This window comes from Streptomyces sp. NBC_00012 (assembly GCF_045040875.1).
Lineage (GTDB): Bacteria > Actinomycetota > Actinomycetes > Streptomycetales > Streptomycetaceae > Streptomyces.
Genome location: NZ_CP108309.1, coordinates 657,977 through 674,736 on the forward strand (window position 1 = coordinate 657,977; position 16,760 = coordinate 674,736).

The following is a 16,760-nucleotide window of genomic DNA, read 5'->3' on the forward strand; positions in this document are numbered from 1 at the left end:
TCCGTCCGGTTCCCATGAAGCAAGACGTGCCCCACCACCCCATGGTTGTACAGTTGCGCAATGTAGCAAGTATTGATGTCTGGGCGGATCATCGGACCTGCCTACAGCCAGCTTGTAGCACTGTCCGCGAACTCCGAGCGGAACTCCGGCCAAAACACCGAAAGGAAGGGCGGGACGTAAATGTTGCACAACGGCCTCGCACCCTGGCACCTGTTGATCCTGGCGATCGTGGTGATTGTCCTCTTCGGCTCGAAGAAGCTGCCGGACACAGCCCGAGCCCTGGGCAAATCCATGCGGATCCTGAAGAGTGAGGCGAAGGCCATGAAGGAGACCGATGTGCAGGCACCCCGCGCCGACCCACCCGCCTAGAACACCGGCCCACCAACGTACGGCACGTCTCACGGACGTTCACTTCAAGGCTTGCGCAAGCAAGGGAACCATGGTCACGACGCCGTCGTTGACCAGGGGACGGCCGAAGCAGCGCCGTTCACCGAATCGCTGGACCACTGGATCAATGGAGGATGTTCATGGGTGTGACCCTGGCCAAGGGCGGCAACGTCTCCTTGTCGAAGGAGGCACCCGGCCTGACCGCAGTGACGGTCGGCCTGGGCTGGGACGTACGGACGACGACGGGCGCGGACCACGACCTGGACGCGAGCGCGCTGCTGTGCTCGGACGCGGGCAAGGTCCTCTCCGATCTGCACTTCGTGTTCTACAACAACCTCACGAGCCCGGACGGTTCGGTCCAGCACACCGGCGACAACCTGACCGGTGAGGGCGAGGGCGACGACGAGTCCATCAACGTGGACCTGTCGGCCGTCCCGTCGGATGTGGCCAAGATCGTCTTCCCGGTCTCCATTCATGACGCGCAGAGCCGTGGGCAGAGCTTCGGCCAGGTCCGCAACGCGTTCATCCGCGTGGTGAACCGGGCGAACGGCGTCGAGCTGGCCCGCTACGACCTCAGCGAGGACGCGTCGACGGAGACCGCCATGGTCTTCGGCGAGCTGTACCGGCACGGTGCGGAGTGGAAGTTCCGCGCGGTCGGCCAGGGTTACGCCTCGGGCCTGGCGGGGATCGCGTCCGACTACGGCGTCAACGTCTGACCGAAACGAACCCCACGTTCAACGGGCACGGGTCCTTTCTTCCCCTTCGCCGGAGCGGGGAGCAAGGACCCGTGCGGGCCGTCGGCCCGGCGCGCTGCTACAGGGCCCGCAAGCCGTTGATCACCTCGCGCAGGATGTGCTCGTCGGGCAACTGTGCTGGTGGAACGGGGCGGCTGACGCGTACGCGGCCGGATTCGAGCAGGTCGCCGAGGAGTACGCGGACGACGCCCACGGGAAGGTCGGCATCAGCCGAGAGTTCCGCGACGGACTGGGTCTGCGACCGGCAGAGCACGAGCAGGGCCCGGTGTTCAGGGCCCAGGAGATGCTCCTCCGACCGGTCCGGTGCGTTGTCATCGAAGGTGACGAGCGCGATCAGGTCGAGCTGAGCGCCGCCGGAGCCCGGTTCGGTCCGGCCGCCCGTCACCGCGTACGGACGCACCAGTCGGCCGGCTTCGTCGTCGTACCACTGGCTGCCCGGAGGCAGACGCGTTCCCGGGAGCCGCGGGATGTCTCCCGGGCCGTCATCGGTCATGGACACAGCCGCCTCCGCCCGCTCAGCCGGCCGTCGGCGGGGGTGCGGCGAACCGCGGCGGGGTACGGAGATGCTCGCCGACGCGTTTGACGAGCCGGGCCATCTCGTAGGCGACCAGGCCGATATCGGCGAGGGCCGTGCTGAGCACGGCGAGGCACGATCCGTCACCGGCCGCCACCACGAACAGGAAACCCTCGTCCATCTCGACCATCGTCTGCCGTACGTTCCCGGCCTCGAAGTGCCGGCCCGCACCCTTGGCGAGACTGTGGAATCCGGAGGCCACCGCGGACAGATGATCGGCGTCCTCGCGGCTGAGTGCGCTGGAGGCGCCCACTGCAAGGCCGTCGCCGGAGAGCACGACAGCATGCCGGACCTCGCCGACCCGTGTCACCAGGTCGTCCAGCAGCCAGTCGAGCTCACCCGACGCGCGGCGCCCAACGGTCCTCTCGTTCGCGATCATTCAAGGTCTCCTTCGCTGCCTGGAAGAGGGTCTGTGGCATCGGGCCGGTGCGCGGACGTGCCGGGAGCCGTACCGCCACCGCGCAACCAGCCGTTGCGGTAGGCGGTCATCCGGTCTCTGGCCTGCTCGGGGGTGAGCCGCGGCGGGTGGCCGGTGCCGTTCAGGCCGTCCCCGGGCGGTGGTTCGCCTTGACGGGGCTCTTCGCGGAGCTGCGGGACAAGGCCGGCCTGCCGCACCCGGCGCGGCAGCGCGTCCCCGTCGGACGGCGCTTCCGTGTGGAGCGGGGCACCGGAGGGCTGGTCCGCTCGGCCCGGACGCCCGCGCAACGCCGTGACGGCGGCGGGTCCGGGAGAGCGCCCCGGCTCGCGACCGGCGTCGAGCGCGGACGGGGGTGCCGGTGGCGGGAAGGCGGTGGTCGTCGCCCGGGCGGCACGGGGGCGGGGGCCCGGCCGTGAGTCCGCGCCCGGGCCGGAGGGCGGGCAGCCATGGGCGTCCACGGGTCGGCCTGTCGTGTTCAGCGCGGCGGCCGGATCCGCGGCGGACGGCGGCGCACTCTGCAGCAGCGCGGTGGGCAGCAGAACCACCGCGGTCGTCCCGCCGTACGCGGACGTGCGCAACTGGACCTTGATGTGGTGTCGCACGGCGAGCCTGCTGACGACGAAGAGTCCGAGCCGATCGCTGTCGAAGAGGTCGAGCGCCTCGGCCTGCTCGATCCGCCGGTTCGCCTCGCCGAGGAGTTCGTCGCCCATGCCGAGACCTCGGTCCTCGATCTCCAGGGCGTAGCCGTTGCCCACGGGTTCGCCGCTGACGCGTACCTTGGTGTGGGGTGGTGAGAACTGTGCGGCGTTCTCGATGAGTTCGGCGAGCAGATGGGTGAGGTCGGCCACGACCGTGCCCTTCACGGCGACGTCGGGAAGCTGCCGCACCTCGGTCCGGGCGTAGTCCTCGATCTCGGACACGGCGGCCCGTACGACGTCGGTCAGTGGTACGGGCACGCGCCAGGCGCGACCCGGTGCCGCGCCGGAGAGGATGATCAGGCTCTCGGCATGCCGCCGCATCCTGGTGGTGAGGTGGTCCAGCCGGAAGAGGTCACTCAGCTCGTCCGGGTCGTCGGCGCGGCGTTCCATGCTGTCGAGCAGGTTGAGCTGGCGGTGGACCAGCACCTGGCTGCGCCGGGCCAGGTTGACGAAGACTCCGGAGATGCCGTCGGCGAGTTCGGCCCGCTCGACGGCGGCGCCGAGGGCTGCCCGGTGCACGGTACCGAGCGCTTCGACGACCTGGCCGATCTCGTCGTGGGCGTCCGGGCCCTGCGGAGCCTCGGCACCGATATCCAGTTCCTCCCCGGAGCGCAGCCGCCGCATGGCCCGGGGAAGTTTGCGGCGGGCGATCTCCAGCGCGCTGTTGCGGAGGCTGACGAGTTCGACGACGAGTGCCCGGCCGATGCGTACGGAGATCACCAGGGAGACCGTCACGGCGACGCAGCCGAACAGGACGGCGGCTCCGGACGGGGTGAAGAGTCCTCGGGCGAGCGGGGTGGAGTCGCCGGCGGTGTGCTGTCGGGCCGAGGTGTCGATGGCGCGGGCCTCGCTCCGGACACGATCGACCGCTCGTTCCCAGTCCTCGGCCGGCGCGGCCCGTGCGGCTCCGCGCCCGGCGGGTGCGGCGAGCACCTTGTCCTCGGCTGCCTGGATCTGCCGGTGGGCGGAGCCGGCGGTGAGCCGCTGCCAGGCGGCCCGCTCGGCGGCGGGGAGATCCGTGCCCGCGCTCTCGTCGAGGTTCCTCCGGGTCTCCACCGCGCCGGTGAACAGACGCAGTTGGCCTCCCTTGAGCGTTCCGATGCGGGCCGCGGTGGCCAGCAGGGCGTCCTCTCGGGCCAGCATCTCGTCGGCGTGGGCCAGTTCGAACAGCACGCGGGCGTCGGAGCCGCCGGTGTCGTCCTGGACCGTGGTGAGTGCGCCGGAGACTCCCAGGGCCGCGGAAACAGCCTCGGTGTACCTGTCGTACACGGCGCCCGCGTTGCCGCCGGCCTGTTCTTCCGCCCCCTCGTCGGCACGCAGGCTCCGGGTGAGAGCGAGGAATCCGTCGAGCCGGTGGGCGACCTCGGACGGGACGTTGACCGTGTCGGCGATGGTGTGCCCGCTGTCGAGCCTCAGGGCTGTGAGCGCCTTGTCGGTGCGTCCGGCCTGGCGTTCCAGCACGGCGGCCTGGGTACTGCTGGGCGCGGCGCTCTGGAGCATGGCCTCCCGGCGCTCGCTCTGGAGCGCCGCGACAGCGGTGGATATCGGGGCCCGGACCTCGTCGTCGACCCGTTCCAGCTGACGGAGGCGTGCCACGTCCCGGGCTGTGGTGACGGTGGCGAATCCCCACAGGGCGAGCAGCGAGACAACGGGCACCATCAGCAGCGAGATGATCTTCGCGCGCACGGTCCTGGGGCGCAGCGTCCACCGTCCTCGCGGCGTGGGCGGTGCCGGTGCCCGCAGTATCCGCATATCGTGCTCGGCGCTCTCGTCGGCCGGCGGGCCCGCGTGTGCGCGGCGGCCTCGCGCCGGCTGGGCGGTGTCCGACGCACCGGGTGCAGGGGTCGTGCGGGGTGGGCGCATGGCCTCCTCGTTCCGAGTGTGGTGCTGAGTGCGGGTCATGGCCGCTTCAGGGGCCGGTGACGGGTGCGCCGACGGGCGGTGCGTCGGGGGCGCCTGGGCCGCCGCGCCGTGAGCGGAAGGCGGCACCCCGCCCGGTGAAGCCCTGCGGAACGGCGGCGGGTTCCGTGTCGGCGGGGCCTTCGGCACGTTCGGCGAAGGCGTAGGCGGCGCGCTCCCCGGCTGTCGGGGAGAGCGCGACGAATGCCGAGGTCAGGAAGAGATACGAGCCGAGGCCTACGGCCAGGGGAAAGATGAACTGCATGGTGGTGGCGCCGGGCAGCTCGTCGCCGGAAGGTGCGACCTGTGCGGAGACCGCGAACATGCCGGTGTAGTGCATGCTGCTGACCGCGGCGCCCATGACGAGGGAGGCCGGCGCGATGGCCCGGGACGACTTGATGTTGAGTGCGGCCCACAGCGCCGCGGTCGCTGCGGCGACCGCGATGGCCACGGAGAGCGCGACCCGCAGCGGGTCGTAGTGGATCGTGCCGTGCAGACGGAGTGCCGCCATGCCGAGGTAGTGCATGCTGGCGACGCCGAGTCCGGTGGCGAGCCCTCCGAGCAGCAACGCCCTGGTCCGGTCGCGGCTGTAGCCGACGGCGAAGACGCCGCCACCGACCACCACCATGGCGCCGAGCAGGCTGAGGAGGGTCAGTGGTACGTCATAGCGGATGTCGGTGCCGCCCACGCCGAATCCGAGCATCGCGATGAAGTGCATCGTCCAGATGCCCGAACCGATGGCGGATGCGGCCGTGATCAGCCAGTTGCGGCGTGATCGGCCGGTCGAGTCGAGAGCGCGCACGGTGCAGCTCAGGCCGAGAGCCGAGCCGATGCATGCCATGACGTACGACAGCGCGGGTGTCAGCCAGCCGAAGGCGGCGTGGTCCAGGTGTCCCATGGATCGGGGACGCTAGCCGCGATGGAGGCGCGCGCCAGGGGCGCATTTCGAAACTGCCGGAATATGACAGAGAGAGGTTGCCGAACGATCACCCAGAGCTCGAACACCCACCTCATTTTCCGACGTTTCGCTCCGTTTGGCTCCACCGTCGACTCCGCGATCATGTCTGTATGGCCGATGACCACACACACGTCCAGGAGTTCTTCACGGCTCGCGCGGCGGACTGGGACACCCGCTTCCCGGACGACGGACCCGCCTACGACGCGGCCGCAGTCTCTCTCTCACTGAAGCCGGGCGACGCGGTGCTCGACGCCGGCTGCGGCACCGGGCGGGCGCTTCCCGCCCTGCGCACGACGGTCGGACCGCTGGGCACGGTCGTGGGCGTGGACCTGACAGCAGCGATGCTGGAGGCGGCCGTACGTGCGGGGCGGGACCGCGAGGGGATGCTGCTGCTCGCCGATGTCGCCCGCCTGCCGTTGAGATCCGGGGCGCTGGACGCGGTGTTCGCGGCCGGACTGATCTCCCACCTGGCGCGCCCCGGTCCGGACTTGGCGGAGTTGGCACGGGTGGTGCGACCGGGCGGGCGGCTGGCGCTCTTCCACCCCATCGGGCGGGCGGCCCTCGCGGCGCGCCACGGCCGCCGGATCACGGACGACGATCTGCGGGCCGAGCCCAACCTCCGCCCGTTGCTGGCACGTTCGGGCTGGCGACTCGTTCAATACACCGATGAGGACGACCGCTTCCTCGCCCTTGCCATCCGCACGGCCTGACCCGCCCACCCCCTGTTCATCGTGCTCACTCCGACGGCGCGTCGGAACGCCGGTTGTGCAGGATCGGACAGCCACCGACGCCCGGGACCGGGAACGTCCCCAGCCCGGAGACCTCGTAACCGCCCGGGTAGCCCTTGATCTCCGGGTTCTGCCGGGCGTAATGCGGGGTGGAACGCGGCGGCAGGAGTCGCACCGCGCGCGCCCTCAGCCTCAGGGCGCCGTGTGTGAGGCTACGGGCCGCGGCGCCAGGGCGTTCGTACCGGAAGGCGCGCAGCAGGGAGTCGTCGAGCAGCGCGAGGGCCAACTTCCGCGCGGCGGGGGCCAGCGGGCGCGGATACCAGGAGCTCATCAGGTCAAGGGTGGCGTCGGAGACGCGACGTCCGCCTTCGTCCCAGCCGAAGTGCTCGGCCTCATAGGTGTCGAGGGTTCGCTCGAAGTCCTCGTACGTCCGCGGCAGTTCCTTGATGCCCATGTGCGCGCCCAGCACCCGGTAGTAGGCGGCGCACGCCCGCAGTTCGTGGTCGGAGAGCCGACGCCAGCCGTAGGAGTCGAGCCAGCGCTTCGGCGTGACGACGAAGGTGCACAGCACATAACGCATGTCGTCATTGCTGATGTCGTAGCTGCGGTGCATCTGGTTGATCCGGCGGAGCGCCGTACGACCCGGGTCGCTGTCGAAACCGTGTTCAAGGACCGTGTCGAGGAGCAGCGCGGTGTCGTCGTATCGCTTCTGCGAACGGTCCGTCAGTTCAGCGGTCTGCGCGAGGAGTCGGCCGATGCTGGGTACGGCGTAGGTGCGGTAGAGGGCCAGTTCGAGCGCTCTGGTGATGTCCCAGGGAAACTCGTAGGTTGCCATGATCCGGTAGATTCGAAGGAAGTCCCGCTCCGGATCAAGGCGCTGAATCTCCCTCAACAGGTCGTACCGCTTCACCGCAATGCCCCCTTGCATCGGCCGAAGGTCCAACTTTACGTCGGCGGGGAACACCACAAGCAGGTACGGCACGTCACGCACTCACAGCCCCTCGGGAAGGTGGTCCCCATGATCGACATAATCGGCAGCCTGCGGAAGGTCGTCACCTCCGACCGGAAGGAGGATCGGTCCGCAGCGCCCTCCAAGGAGGACCGGCGCAAGCAGCACAACCTCTTCGAGGCGGCCGCCACCTTCGTCTCGGCATCCGTGGAGGAGGATCAGGCACGGATCGACGAGGCGAGCGGCTGGGTGTCTCCGGAGGCGCTCTCCTTCGGTGTCAGCGAGCTGGCCTGCCGGGCCGTCATCGCACTGGCCCGCGAGCGCGGCGAATCTCCGCAGACAGTGGCCCGAACCCTGCTCGGTCTGCCCGCCCGGTGACGCGCGCCGTCCGGTCGCGCACGGAACCGACGTCCCGCCTTGTCAGGGCCTCGACGAGTGGGTTACTCACTCGTTAAGGTGCGCCGACGGACAACGATGACGGACGAGGAGAGTGCCGTGGCTGCGCCGAACGACACGGTCGCCGACGACGACGCGCTGTTTGTGCTGACCGCCGTGCTGCTGACACCGGCGCAGTTCCCGAGCGTCCTCGGTGACGACTACCCGGCCGCGTGCGCGGCGCTCGCCCTCGAACCGTACGCCGAGGGATACGGGCTGGTCCTCGGCCAGGACGGCAGTGGTGCGCGGTGGACCGTCGTCGTCGAGGACGTGTCGCTGGTGGCCGTCGCGATCGCGGCCTGGGACTGCGGAATGGACTACGACCTCTCTCCCGACGACCGTTCGGTGGTCTGCGCGCTGCCCGGCTGGCCCCTCCCGGTGGCGGTCGCCGCTCCGGGCGTGGCCGCGCCGCACGATCCACTGCCGGATCCGGAGGCCGACGGCACCGATCCGGCGCCGCTGACCCCGCCCGACACGGAGACGTGGGGACCGGCCCAGCGGCGCATGGGCGCGGACGAGATAGCGCACCAGTGGAGCGCGTGGCGCGAGCAGATCGATGACGCGACGGCCTTCGCCGCCCCGTCGGGGGCGGACAGCACCGGGAGCAGGGCCGGAGCCGGGAGCGAGGTCGGTGGCGCCAGTGGCGAACCCCAGGCCGGGACCGAGGCCGGGGACGAGACCGGGCCCAGGCCCGCAGCCGAGTCGGGGGCCGAGGCCGGAGACGACCCCGCAGCCGAAGCCGTCACCGAAACCGGACCCGAACCTGGATCCGCGCCCGAGTCCGAACCCGGATCCGAACCTGACCCTCACCCTGAGGTAGAGGTTCAGAGTGAGGTCGACATCGAGACCGGATCCGCGAACGGCCGGCCCGGCGACACCCTGGCGAGCCCGGCCACGGAAGCGCCTTCGGGAGTGCACCCCGGTGTGCGGCGGGCGCTCGCCCAGGCACACGGCTACGTCGACACCCCGCCGCCGCCCGGCCGTGTCCGGTCCTCGTTCGCCACGGGCGACGCACGGATGGTGCGCGCCGACGGTCCCGGCTGGTCCCTGGTCGCCCGGACCGACGACATCGCGTTCATCCTGCTCGACGAGGAGCCGGGCGAGGTGCTGCCGGTCGGGCGCGGTACCGAACTGCCAGGTCTCTTGAAGGCTCTGGACGCACTCGCGGTACGGCCGGCCTGAGACCCGTCCCGGGAAATCGGCAGGGGCACCGCCGGTCGGGCTCCTCGGTGCCCGACTGCCTCAGCGACCTATTTCCTTGCGGGTGATCCTGCGGAGCCTGCGCCGCTGACCGGGGTCCAGCAGCAGATACGCAACGGCCGGAACTCCGACCAGGACAAGCAACGACAGCCAGAAACCGATGAACGGCATCAGGATGACCGCTACGACCACTCCCCCGATGGCGATCTTCGCGCTGTTCGACATCGTCCACGCCTCCTTCGCGGCACGGAGCCGCTCCTGCTGTGAGAACGCATGCGCCTGTCCATCGGTTCCAGCAGGTCAAGAACTCACCTCAGGGGCTCGCCGACCTCGTACATGTGCCGCAGCGCCTGCCGGTAGGACTCGATCAGTCCGGTCTCCACGTACGGCATGCCCAGCGACTTGCAGTGGGCGCGCACCATGGGCTGCGCCAGGCGCAGGTGCGGACGGGGCATGCTCGGGAAGAGATGGTGCTCGATCTGGTAGTTGAGCCCACCGAGGAACCAGTCGGTGAGCATGCCGCCACGTACGTTGCGCGAGGTGAGGACCTGACGCTGGAGGTGGCCCCAGCGTTCGCCGTCGGGGTCCGGCATCTCCATTCCCTTGTGGTTGGGGGCGAAGGCCATGCCCAGATGGAGTCCGAACAGCGCATGGTGCACGAGCGCGAAGGCGATGGCCTTCCCCGGGGACAGCACACTGAGCAGCAACGTTGCGTAGATGCCCAGGTGGGCGACCAGAAGCAGTCCTGAAAGGGCCCGTTCCCGGGCGGGCTGCTGTCGCAGGTACTGGAATCCGGAGATCTTCAGCGCGATGCCCTCCAGGAGAAGCATCGGGAAGAAGAGCCGGGCCTGGTTGCGGGTGAGCCAGCGGGCGAAGCCCTCACGCTGGGCCGCCTGCTTCTGCGTCCAGACCAGGGCGCCGACGCCGACGTCAGGATCCTTGTCGATGTGGTTGGGATTGGCGTGATGGCGTACGTGTTTGTCGTTCCACCATGCCTCGTTCATCCCGAGCAGCAGGTTTGCGTGAACGAGGCCGATGGCGCGGCCCGCCCTGCGGCCGCCGGCTATCTGGGCGTGTCCGGCATCGTGTCCGACGAACGCGGTACGCGACCAGAAGACCGCCAGCGGCAGTGCGAGAAGCAGGGTCCACCAGGTGTTGCCGAGGAGGACCATGCCGGTGATCACTGCACCCAGTGCGGCCAGATTGGCTGCGATGCCTGCGGCGTACCACCCGGTTCGCCGCTCCAGGAGGCCCTGCCCCTTCACGGCCCGCAGCAGGGGCGCGAAATCGCTGCCCTGAGCCGGAGCGGTTCCGGTTCCGGTGCCAGCGCCAGCGCCAGGACCGGAACCAGCTCCTGTCCCGGTTCCGGTTCCGGTGACACCTACCGCGCCTCGCGCGCTTCCCGCACCGTCGCGCGTGCCTTCCGCTGCGGTGGCTGTGGCCTGGGGCATGACGTCTCCGGTCTCTGGAAAGCTGCGCTGACCTGTAGAAACGTACGGTGGCCTGGCATGCGGCAACCATGGCGCCAACACCCGGGATCTCCGGGGGCATACCCCCTCCCCCGGTGGGGGTGCTGACCACACCCAGGGGTGCGGTACGCCCCCGGTCGACGCATCGCCCGGCATCCCGACGGATCGATATGTGTCCCGGATCACGGCGATCCCGCTCACGACCGATGACATCGGTGGGGTACCCTCGGCGACCCGACCCCCACTAGTCAAATTTGAGGAATTCGGCATCACTGTGCAAAGACTCCCTGCGGAAACCCTCCCCGAGATCTCCGCACTCTCCACCTGCTCCGTGGTCTTCCTGCCCGGGGATCCCGCCCGTACCGGCCGCGTCGCCTTCTGGCATCCGGACGGCAGCGGCCCGCCCGACGGTCCCGGGTCCGTGGAGGAACTGGCCGTCGTCGGCGCCGAGGCGCGGGTGTACGCCGTACCGGCACGGCTGCTGCCGGTACGCGACGCACTGCCCGTGCTGACGCGTGCGCGGGTCTCGGCGCATGCCTCCGATGCGGCCGCCTTCTGGGGTGCGGCCGCTCTCCTCGCCCTCCAACTCGCCGCCCGGGGCCTGCTGCTGCCAGGGCTCAGCGTCACGGGTCACGATGCCTGGCGGGCCGGTCCGCTGACCGCCGAGGACCAGTCGCGGATCCGCACGCTCGCCGCCTCGATGCCGCCCCCGGCCCACGCGGTGCCGCTCGACGGGACCGCGGAGCCCGTCCTGCTTCCCGAGCCCGAACGGTTGTTGCGCGCATTCCTCGACGCGGTGGCGGACGGCCTGCCCCGCACCCCCGCCGCGTCGTTCGCCGGCGGCCCGGCCTTCACCGTCGACGAACCGCAGCATCTGCCCGACCATCGGGCCTGGGCCAACGATGTCGCGGCCGGACACGACGCGGGCGTCCGGCTCTCGCTCCGGGTGGAGGTGTCCGGGCTCACCGCTCCGGACGAGGACGGCGAGCGGCCCGTCGGCCCCTCCTTCCGGGCCGTCCTGCAGATCCACAGTGTCAGCGATCCGACACTGGTGACCGATGCGGCCGAGGTCTGGGCGGGCGGCCCTGACACCGCCGCGGCTTTCGGACCGCGTGCCCGGATGGACGTCCTGCCGGCACTGCGCCGGGCCGCCCGTGCCTGGCCGCCGCTGTCCCCGCTGTTGTCCGCCGCGGTGCCCGACTCCGTCGAGCCGGACGACGACGAGCTCGCCGAACTCCTCGGCCCCGCGGGACGGGCACTGGCCGCGACCGGGGTCCAGGTCCACTGGCCCAAGGAGCTGGCCCGCAAGCTGACCGCCCGCGCGGTGATCGGGCCACCCGACGACGAGGCGGACGAGGAGCGTGAGGGGGTCGCACGCACCGGCTCCGAAGCACCGCCGCTCCTGTCGGCCGATGCGCTGCTGGCGTTCGACTGGTGGTTCGCGCTGGGTGACCAGAAACTCAGCCGCGCAGAGCTGGACCGCCTGGCCGAGGCGAATCGCCCGGTGGTGCGGCTGCGGGACCAGTGGGTGCTGATCGACCCCGAGGAGGCCCGGCGGGCCCGTGAGACCCGGGACCACAAGGTCACACCGATCGATGCGCTGGGCGCGGTCCTGACCGGTTCCACCGAGGTCGACGGTCAGCGGATCGAGGTCCGGGCCACCGACTGGCTGGAGCGGTTGCGCCACAGGCTGGCCGACCCGGAGGCCACCGGGCAGCAGGGCGAGCCGCAGCCGGTCGGACCGCCCGAGGCCCTCGCCGCCACCCTGCGCGACTATCAGCTGCGTGGTCTGAACTGGCTGCACACCATGACCTCACTCGGTCTGGGCGGCTGTCTCGCCGACGACATGGGTCTCGGCAAGACCATCACGCTGATCGCGCTGCATCTGCACCGCCAGAGCATCGAATCCGCCGCCGGGCCGACGCTGGTGGTCTGCCCGACCTCCCTCATGGGGAACTGGCAGCGGGAGATCGAGAAGTTCGCGCCGGGCACGCCGGTACGCCGCTTCCACGGTGCATCGCGCAGTCTGGCCGAGCCGGCGGACGGCGAGTTCGTCCTCACCACGTACGGCACCATGCGGCTCGACGCGGCGAAGCTCGCCGGGATCCGGTGGGGCCTGGTGGTGGCCGACGAGGCGCAGCACGTGAAGAACCCGTACTCGGCGACGGCCAAGCAGTTGCGGACGATCGGCGCTCAGGCCCGGGTGGCGCTCACCGGCACACCGGTGGAGAACAACCTCTCCGAGCTGTGGGCGATCCTGGACTGGACGACGCCCGGTCTGCTGGGACGGCTCGGTACCTTCCGTGCCCGGTACGCGCGGACCGCGGAAGGCGGCGATCCGGCGGCTGCCGAGCGGCTCGCCGCGCTGGTGCGGCCGTTCCTGCTGCGACGGCGCAAGTCCGATCCGGGTATCGCGCCGGAGCTGCCGCCGAAGACCGAGACGGACCGCACGGTGTCTTTGACGGCGGAACAGACCGGTCTGTACGAAGCGGTGGTGCGCGAGACGCTGGAAGCGATCTCCGGCGCCGACGGCTTCGCCAGACGCGGTCTCGTCGTCAAGCTGCTGACGGCGCTCAAGCAGATCTGCAACCACCCGGCTCAGTATCTGAAGGAGAACGAGCCCCGGATCGCGGACCGTTCGGGAAAGGTGGAGCTGCTGGACGAGCTGCTCGACACGATCCTGGCGGAGGAGGCGAGCGTGCTGGTGTTCACCCAGTACGTGCAGATGGCCCGGCTGCTGGAGCGGCATCTGGCGGCGCGCGGGGTGCGAACGCAGTTCCTGCACGGTGGTACGCCCGTCGCGGAGCGCGAGGCGATGGTCAACCGCTTCCAGGCAGGCGAGGCACCGGTCTTCCTGCTGTCGTTGAAGGCGGCCGGTACGGGGCTCAACCTCACCCGGGCCGGTCATGTCGTGCACTTCGACCGCTGGTGGAACCCTGCGGTCGAGGCCCAGGCCACCGACCGCGCGTACCGGATCGGCCAGACCCAGCCGGTGCAGGTGCACCGGCTGATCGCCGAGGGCACCATCGAGGACCGGATCGCCGACATGCTGGCCCGTAAGCAGGGGCTCGCGGACGCGGTGCTCGGCTCCGGCGAGGCGGCGCTGACCGAACTGACCGATGCGGAACTGGCCGATCTGGTGGAGCTGCGAGGGGGCACACGATGAGCGACCGCTACGACGGCGGCGAGTACGAGAGCGACGGCCGGGGCGACACCGCTCCGGGGCAGGAGCGGACCTTCGCCGCCCTGCCGCCCGCGCACGGCCGCGGCTTCGCCCGGTCCTGGTGGGGCCAGGCATGGCTGAAGGCCCTGGAGGACACCGCGCTGGACGGCCAGCAGCTGAAGAAGGGACGCAGGTTCGCCCGCGAGGGCCGGGTCGGTGCGGTCTCCGTGCGGCCCGGCCGGATCACCGCGGTGGTCCGGGACGGGGACTCGTCCACGCACCGCAGCGATGTGCTGCTCCAGGAGCTGAGCGAGGCGGACTGGGAGCAGTTCCTCGCGATGGCCGTCGAGCGGGCCGGGCACATCGCGGCGCTGCTGGACCGGGAGATGCCGCCGCACCTGGTGGAGGACGCGGCGGCGGCCGGGGTGGAGCTGCTGCCCGGGATCGGCGATCTGGACCCGGAGTGCACCTGTGAGGCGTGGGACCACTGTCCGCACACGGCTGCGCTGTGCTATCAGGTGGCGCGGCTGCTGGATCAGGACCCGTTCGTCCTGCTGCTGATGCGGGGGCGTGGTGAGCGGCGGCTGCTTGACGAGCTCCAGGTCCGGATAGCGGCCCGCGCCGAGGGGCACGCGGCGTCGGGTCCGGCCGACGGGACCGAGGCTGCGGCGGCGAAGGCCGGTGAGCGGGGGATACGGGCGGACGAGGCGTTCGCCGCCCGGGACATCCTGCCCCCGTTGCCCGATCCTCCGCCGCTGCCCGCGGGGCCCGGCTCGGCGCCGTCCCTGGACACGGAGTCCGAACCGCAGGCCGGAATCGATCCGGCGGCACTGGAGATGCTGGCGACGGACGGCGCGGCGCGCGCCCACCGGATGCTGGCCGACGCGCTCTCGCCCGGCCATGGACAGCAGCCGCTGCCGACCGGGCTGACCGCGCGTCAGGATGCCGTGCGACTGGCCGCGGAGGCCCGGCCCGAGTCCTGGATCACGAAGCGGCTGGCCACCGGCTCGGGGCGGCGAGAGGCAGAGCTCGACGCGGCGGTGCGGGCCTGGCGGTACGGCGGGGTGGCGGCGCTGACCGTGCTCGAAGAGGAGTGGACGCCCGGTCCGGAGCACCTGGCCAGGGCACGGGCCCGGCTCGCCGAGGCCTGGGAGGAGGGCGAGCGGCCCCGGCTGCGGTCGGTCGGCAATCGCTGGACCGCGGTGGACGGTGGCATGCAGCTCCGGTACGGCCGGGACGGGCGCTGGTGGCCGTACCGCAAGGAGGGCGGGCGCTGGGTCCCGGCCGGTCCGGCGGACGATGATCCGGCGGCCGCGCTGGCCGGCTCGGGCACCTCGGAGGCCTGAGGCCGGCCCGTACGGCCGGCACGGCCGGTCGGTGACGGGCGGGGGTGGGGCGGCCGAGCCCCCGCCCCGGCCCGTCGCCGCGTTCTGCCCGTGCGTTCAACTGGATGTCACCGCGCGTTGAGGGCGAGGGCAGAACCTGACGGCCGTCAGAGCTGTTCATGCATCAGGAGGCCCCATGTCCACGCGCGTTGCCCGTCGTTCCCTTGCCGTCGGCCTGCCGCTCGCTCTGCTCGGTACGGCCATCGCGGCCGGAACGGCAACCGGCGCGCAGGACCGGCACCAGCGCCCGGAGCGCACGGCACGGGTCACCGGGACGGCCGTGCTCGGCGACATTCCGCTGGCCGGCTTCAGCAACGGGCTGCTGCCGGGGACGGTCGCGGACGATCGCGGCGTGGAACTCGGCGGCATCGGCAGCGACATCTATCCCGCGGGCCGCAGGGGCGAGTTCTGGACCGTCACCGACCGCGGACCCAACGGCCAGATCAAGATCGACGGGAAGAAGCGGCGCACCTTCCCCGTCCCCGGCTTCGACCCGGCGATCGTCAGGATTCGGGTCAGCGGGAAGCACATCCGGGTGCTGAAGGCCATTCCGATCACCACCCGGTCCGGCGCCGCGGTCACCGGTCTGCCCAACCAGCGTGACCGCGACGAGGCCCCGTACACGTACGACGCGAAGACTCCGCTCGGCTACGACCCGAACGGTCTGGACACCGAAGGCATCGTCCGTGCCGCCGACGGCAGTTTCTGGCTCGTCGACGAGTACGGCCCCTCCCTGGTGCATGTCTCCGCCCGCGGCCGGGTGCTCACCCGCTACGTGCCGGAAGGCCTCGGGCTGACGGGCGCCGGCTATCCGGTGGTGGAGGCGCTTCCTGGCGTGCTCCTGCACCGCAAGACCAACCGCGGTTTCGAGGGGCTGGCCCTCCTCCCGGACGGCGATCTGGTGCTCGCCGTACAGAGTCCGCTCTCGCTGCCGGACCAGGACGCGGGCGAGTCCTCGCGCAATGTGCGCCTCCTGCGCTTCTCGACGGGCAAGCGGGCGGTCACCGCGGAGTACGCCTACCGGTTCGACGCGGTGGATGTCGTGGACCCGGGCGAGGACGACCCCTCCGAGCTGAAGATCTCCTCGGTCGTCGCGCTCGGCCGGCACGAGCTGCTGGTCGAGGAGCGCACGGACAAGGCGGCCCGGCTGCACCGGGTGACGCTCCCGCGCGGCTCCGGAATTCTGGGGTCCGCCTGGGACGACGCGACGACGTCTCCCTCGTACGAGGAACTCACCGACCCCTCGGCGTCGGGCGTGCCGGTGCTCCGCAAGAGTCTGGTCGTCGACCTGGGCAAGGTCGCGGGCGTGCCCGGGAAGATCGAAGGGGTGGCTGTGACGGGCCGGGACACGCTCGTCCTCATCAACGACAACGACTTCGGGATGACCGACGGTGCCGAGGCGTTCGACGCGAACGGCCGACTGGTCGACAGCGGCATCGAGACGTCGGTGACGGAACTGAAGCTGGCCCGCCCGCTGCACGGCTGACGGCGCGCCCACGTGGGGGCCTTGTCGGTCACATGCCGCGACGCGGTACCGGCTGACCGGCGCGCTCGCGTGGGAGCCCACACTGGTCACACGCCGCGACGCGGCACGGGCTGACCGGCGCACGGACCCTCCCTGCGCAAGCTGCCCCGCGCACGGGCGCTTCCGCCGTGTCCCGGCCCTCCGCAGTGCATACCAGCCGAGGGCCGGGATCGGCAACCGACGCTGCCCGTAACGGACTTGACCGAGATGAACTCCG

At 71.1% G+C, this 16,760-nt stretch carries 15 protein-coding genes; 8 read left to right on the forward strand and 7 right to left on the reverse strand.

The genetic code is table 11. The annotated features are described in order from the left end of the window. Nucleotides 1-180: 180 nt before the first annotated feature. A complete protein-coding gene (tatA, locus tag OHA19_RS03340; protein WP_405720142.1) occupies nt 181-369 on the forward strand; it encodes a Sec-independent protein translocase subunit TatA in 189 nt (62 codons plus the stop codon). Between the two features lie 158 nt (nt 370-527). After that, complete coding sequence (locus tag OHA19_RS03345; protein ID WP_351262595.1) at nt 528-1,103, forward strand: TerD family protein; 576 nt, start codon at nt 528-530, stop codon at nt 1,101-1,103. Nucleotides 1,104-1,200: 97 nt separating this feature from the next. Here OHA19_RS03345 and OHA19_RS03350 read toward each other — a convergent pair whose 3' ends face one another. Genes OHA19_RS03350 through OHA19_RS03365 form a run of 4 tightly spaced genes read right to left on the reverse strand, consistent with a single transcriptional unit; the run spans nt 1,201 to nt 5,629 of the window. Further along, complete coding sequence (locus OHA19_RS03350) at nt 1,201-1,635, reverse strand: DUF742 domain-containing protein (protein WP_405720138.1); 435 nt, start codon at nt 1,633-1,635, stop codon at nt 1,201-1,203. Nucleotides 1,636-1,657: 22 nt separating this feature from the next. Continuing rightward, nucleotides 1,658-2,095: a roadblock/LC7 domain-containing protein gene (locus OHA19_RS03355; RefSeq protein WP_405720136.1), complete on the reverse strand. Its 438-nt coding sequence runs from the start codon at nt 2,093-2,095 to the stop codon at nt 1,658-1,660. Further along, entirely contained in the window at nt 2,092-4,695 is a 2,604-nt protein-coding gene (locus OHA19_RS03360; protein WP_405749350.1) for a nitrate- and nitrite sensing domain-containing protein, read from the reverse strand. Before OHA19_RS03360 ends, OHA19_RS03355 begins: the two co-directional genes overlap by 4 nt. 46 nt (nt 4,696-4,741) lie before the next feature. Continuing rightward, a complete protein-coding gene (locus tag OHA19_RS03365; RefSeq protein ID WP_405720132.1) occupies nt 4,742-5,629 on the reverse strand; it encodes an MHYT domain-containing protein in 888 nt (295 codons plus the stop codon). A gap of 170 nt (nt 5,630-5,799) precedes the next feature. Between OHA19_RS03365 and OHA19_RS03370 the strand changes: the two genes are divergently transcribed. Continuing rightward, nucleotides 5,800-6,399 carry a class I SAM-dependent methyltransferase gene (locus OHA19_RS03370; RefSeq protein WP_405720130.1) on the forward strand — a complete coding sequence of 200 codons (600 nt, stop codon included), beginning with the start codon at nt 5,800-5,802 and terminating at the stop codon, nt 6,397-6,399. Between the two features lie 25 nt (nt 6,400-6,424). On the opposite strand, the gene OHA19_RS03375 is transcribed toward OHA19_RS03370, so the two are convergent. Then, nucleotides 6,425-7,327, reverse strand: a complete 903-nt coding sequence (locus tag OHA19_RS03375) for an oxygenase MpaB family protein (protein ID WP_405722075.1) — start codon at nt 7,325-7,327, stop codon at nt 6,425-6,427. 108 nt (nt 7,328-7,435) lie between these two features. Here OHA19_RS03375 and OHA19_RS03380 point away from each other — a divergent pair, with 108 nt between their 5' ends. Both OHA19_RS03380 and OHA19_RS03385 read left to right on the forward strand, forming a co-directional pair. After that, the gene (locus OHA19_RS03380; RefSeq protein ID WP_405720128.1) at nt 7,436-7,744 is read left to right on the forward strand and encodes a hypothetical protein; all 309 of its coding nucleotides are present in this window, start codon (nt 7,436-7,438) and stop codon (nt 7,742-7,744) included. Between the two features lie 96 nt (nt 7,745-7,840). Further along, nucleotides 7,841-8,983: a hypothetical protein gene (locus OHA19_RS03385; protein ID WP_405720126.1), complete on the forward strand. Its 1,143-nt coding sequence runs from the start codon at nt 7,841-7,843 to the stop codon at nt 8,981-8,983. Nucleotides 8,984-9,043: 60 nt separating this feature from the next. On the opposite strand, the gene OHA19_RS03390 is transcribed toward OHA19_RS03385, so the two are convergent. Both OHA19_RS03390 and OHA19_RS03395 read right to left on the reverse strand, forming a co-directional pair. Next, nucleotides 9,044-9,226, reverse strand: coding sequence for a hypothetical protein (locus tag OHA19_RS03390; RefSeq protein WP_351261712.1), 183 nt, complete (start codon nt 9,224-9,226; stop codon nt 9,044-9,046). A gap of 83 nt (nt 9,227-9,309) precedes the next feature. Continuing rightward, nucleotides 9,310-10,452: a fatty acid desaturase family protein gene (locus tag OHA19_RS03395; protein ID WP_405720124.1), complete on the reverse strand. Its 1,143-nt coding sequence runs from the start codon at nt 10,450-10,452 to the stop codon at nt 9,310-9,312. Nucleotides 10,453-10,744: 292 nt separating this feature from the next. Here OHA19_RS03395 and OHA19_RS03400 point away from each other — a divergent pair, with 292 nt between their 5' ends. The 3 genes from OHA19_RS03400 (at nt 10,745) to OHA19_RS03410 (ending at nt 16,504) form a co-directional block, all read left to right on the forward strand. After that, entirely contained in the window at nt 10,745-13,636 is a 2,892-nt protein-coding gene (locus tag OHA19_RS03400) for a DEAD/DEAH box helicase (RefSeq protein ID WP_405749352.1), read from the forward strand. Further along, nucleotides 13,633-14,979 carry an SWF or SNF family helicase gene (locus OHA19_RS03405; protein ID WP_405720120.1) on the forward strand — a complete coding sequence of 449 codons (1,347 nt, stop codon included), beginning with the start codon at nt 13,633-13,635 and terminating at the stop codon, nt 14,977-14,979. Before OHA19_RS03400 ends, OHA19_RS03405 begins: the two co-directional genes overlap by 4 nt. A 175-nt stretch (nt 14,980-15,154) precedes the next feature. Then, a complete protein-coding gene (locus tag OHA19_RS03410) occupies nt 15,155-16,504 on the forward strand; it encodes an esterase-like activity of phytase family protein (protein WP_405720118.1) in 1,350 nt (449 codons plus the stop codon). Nucleotides 16,505-16,760: the final 256 nt, after the last annotated feature.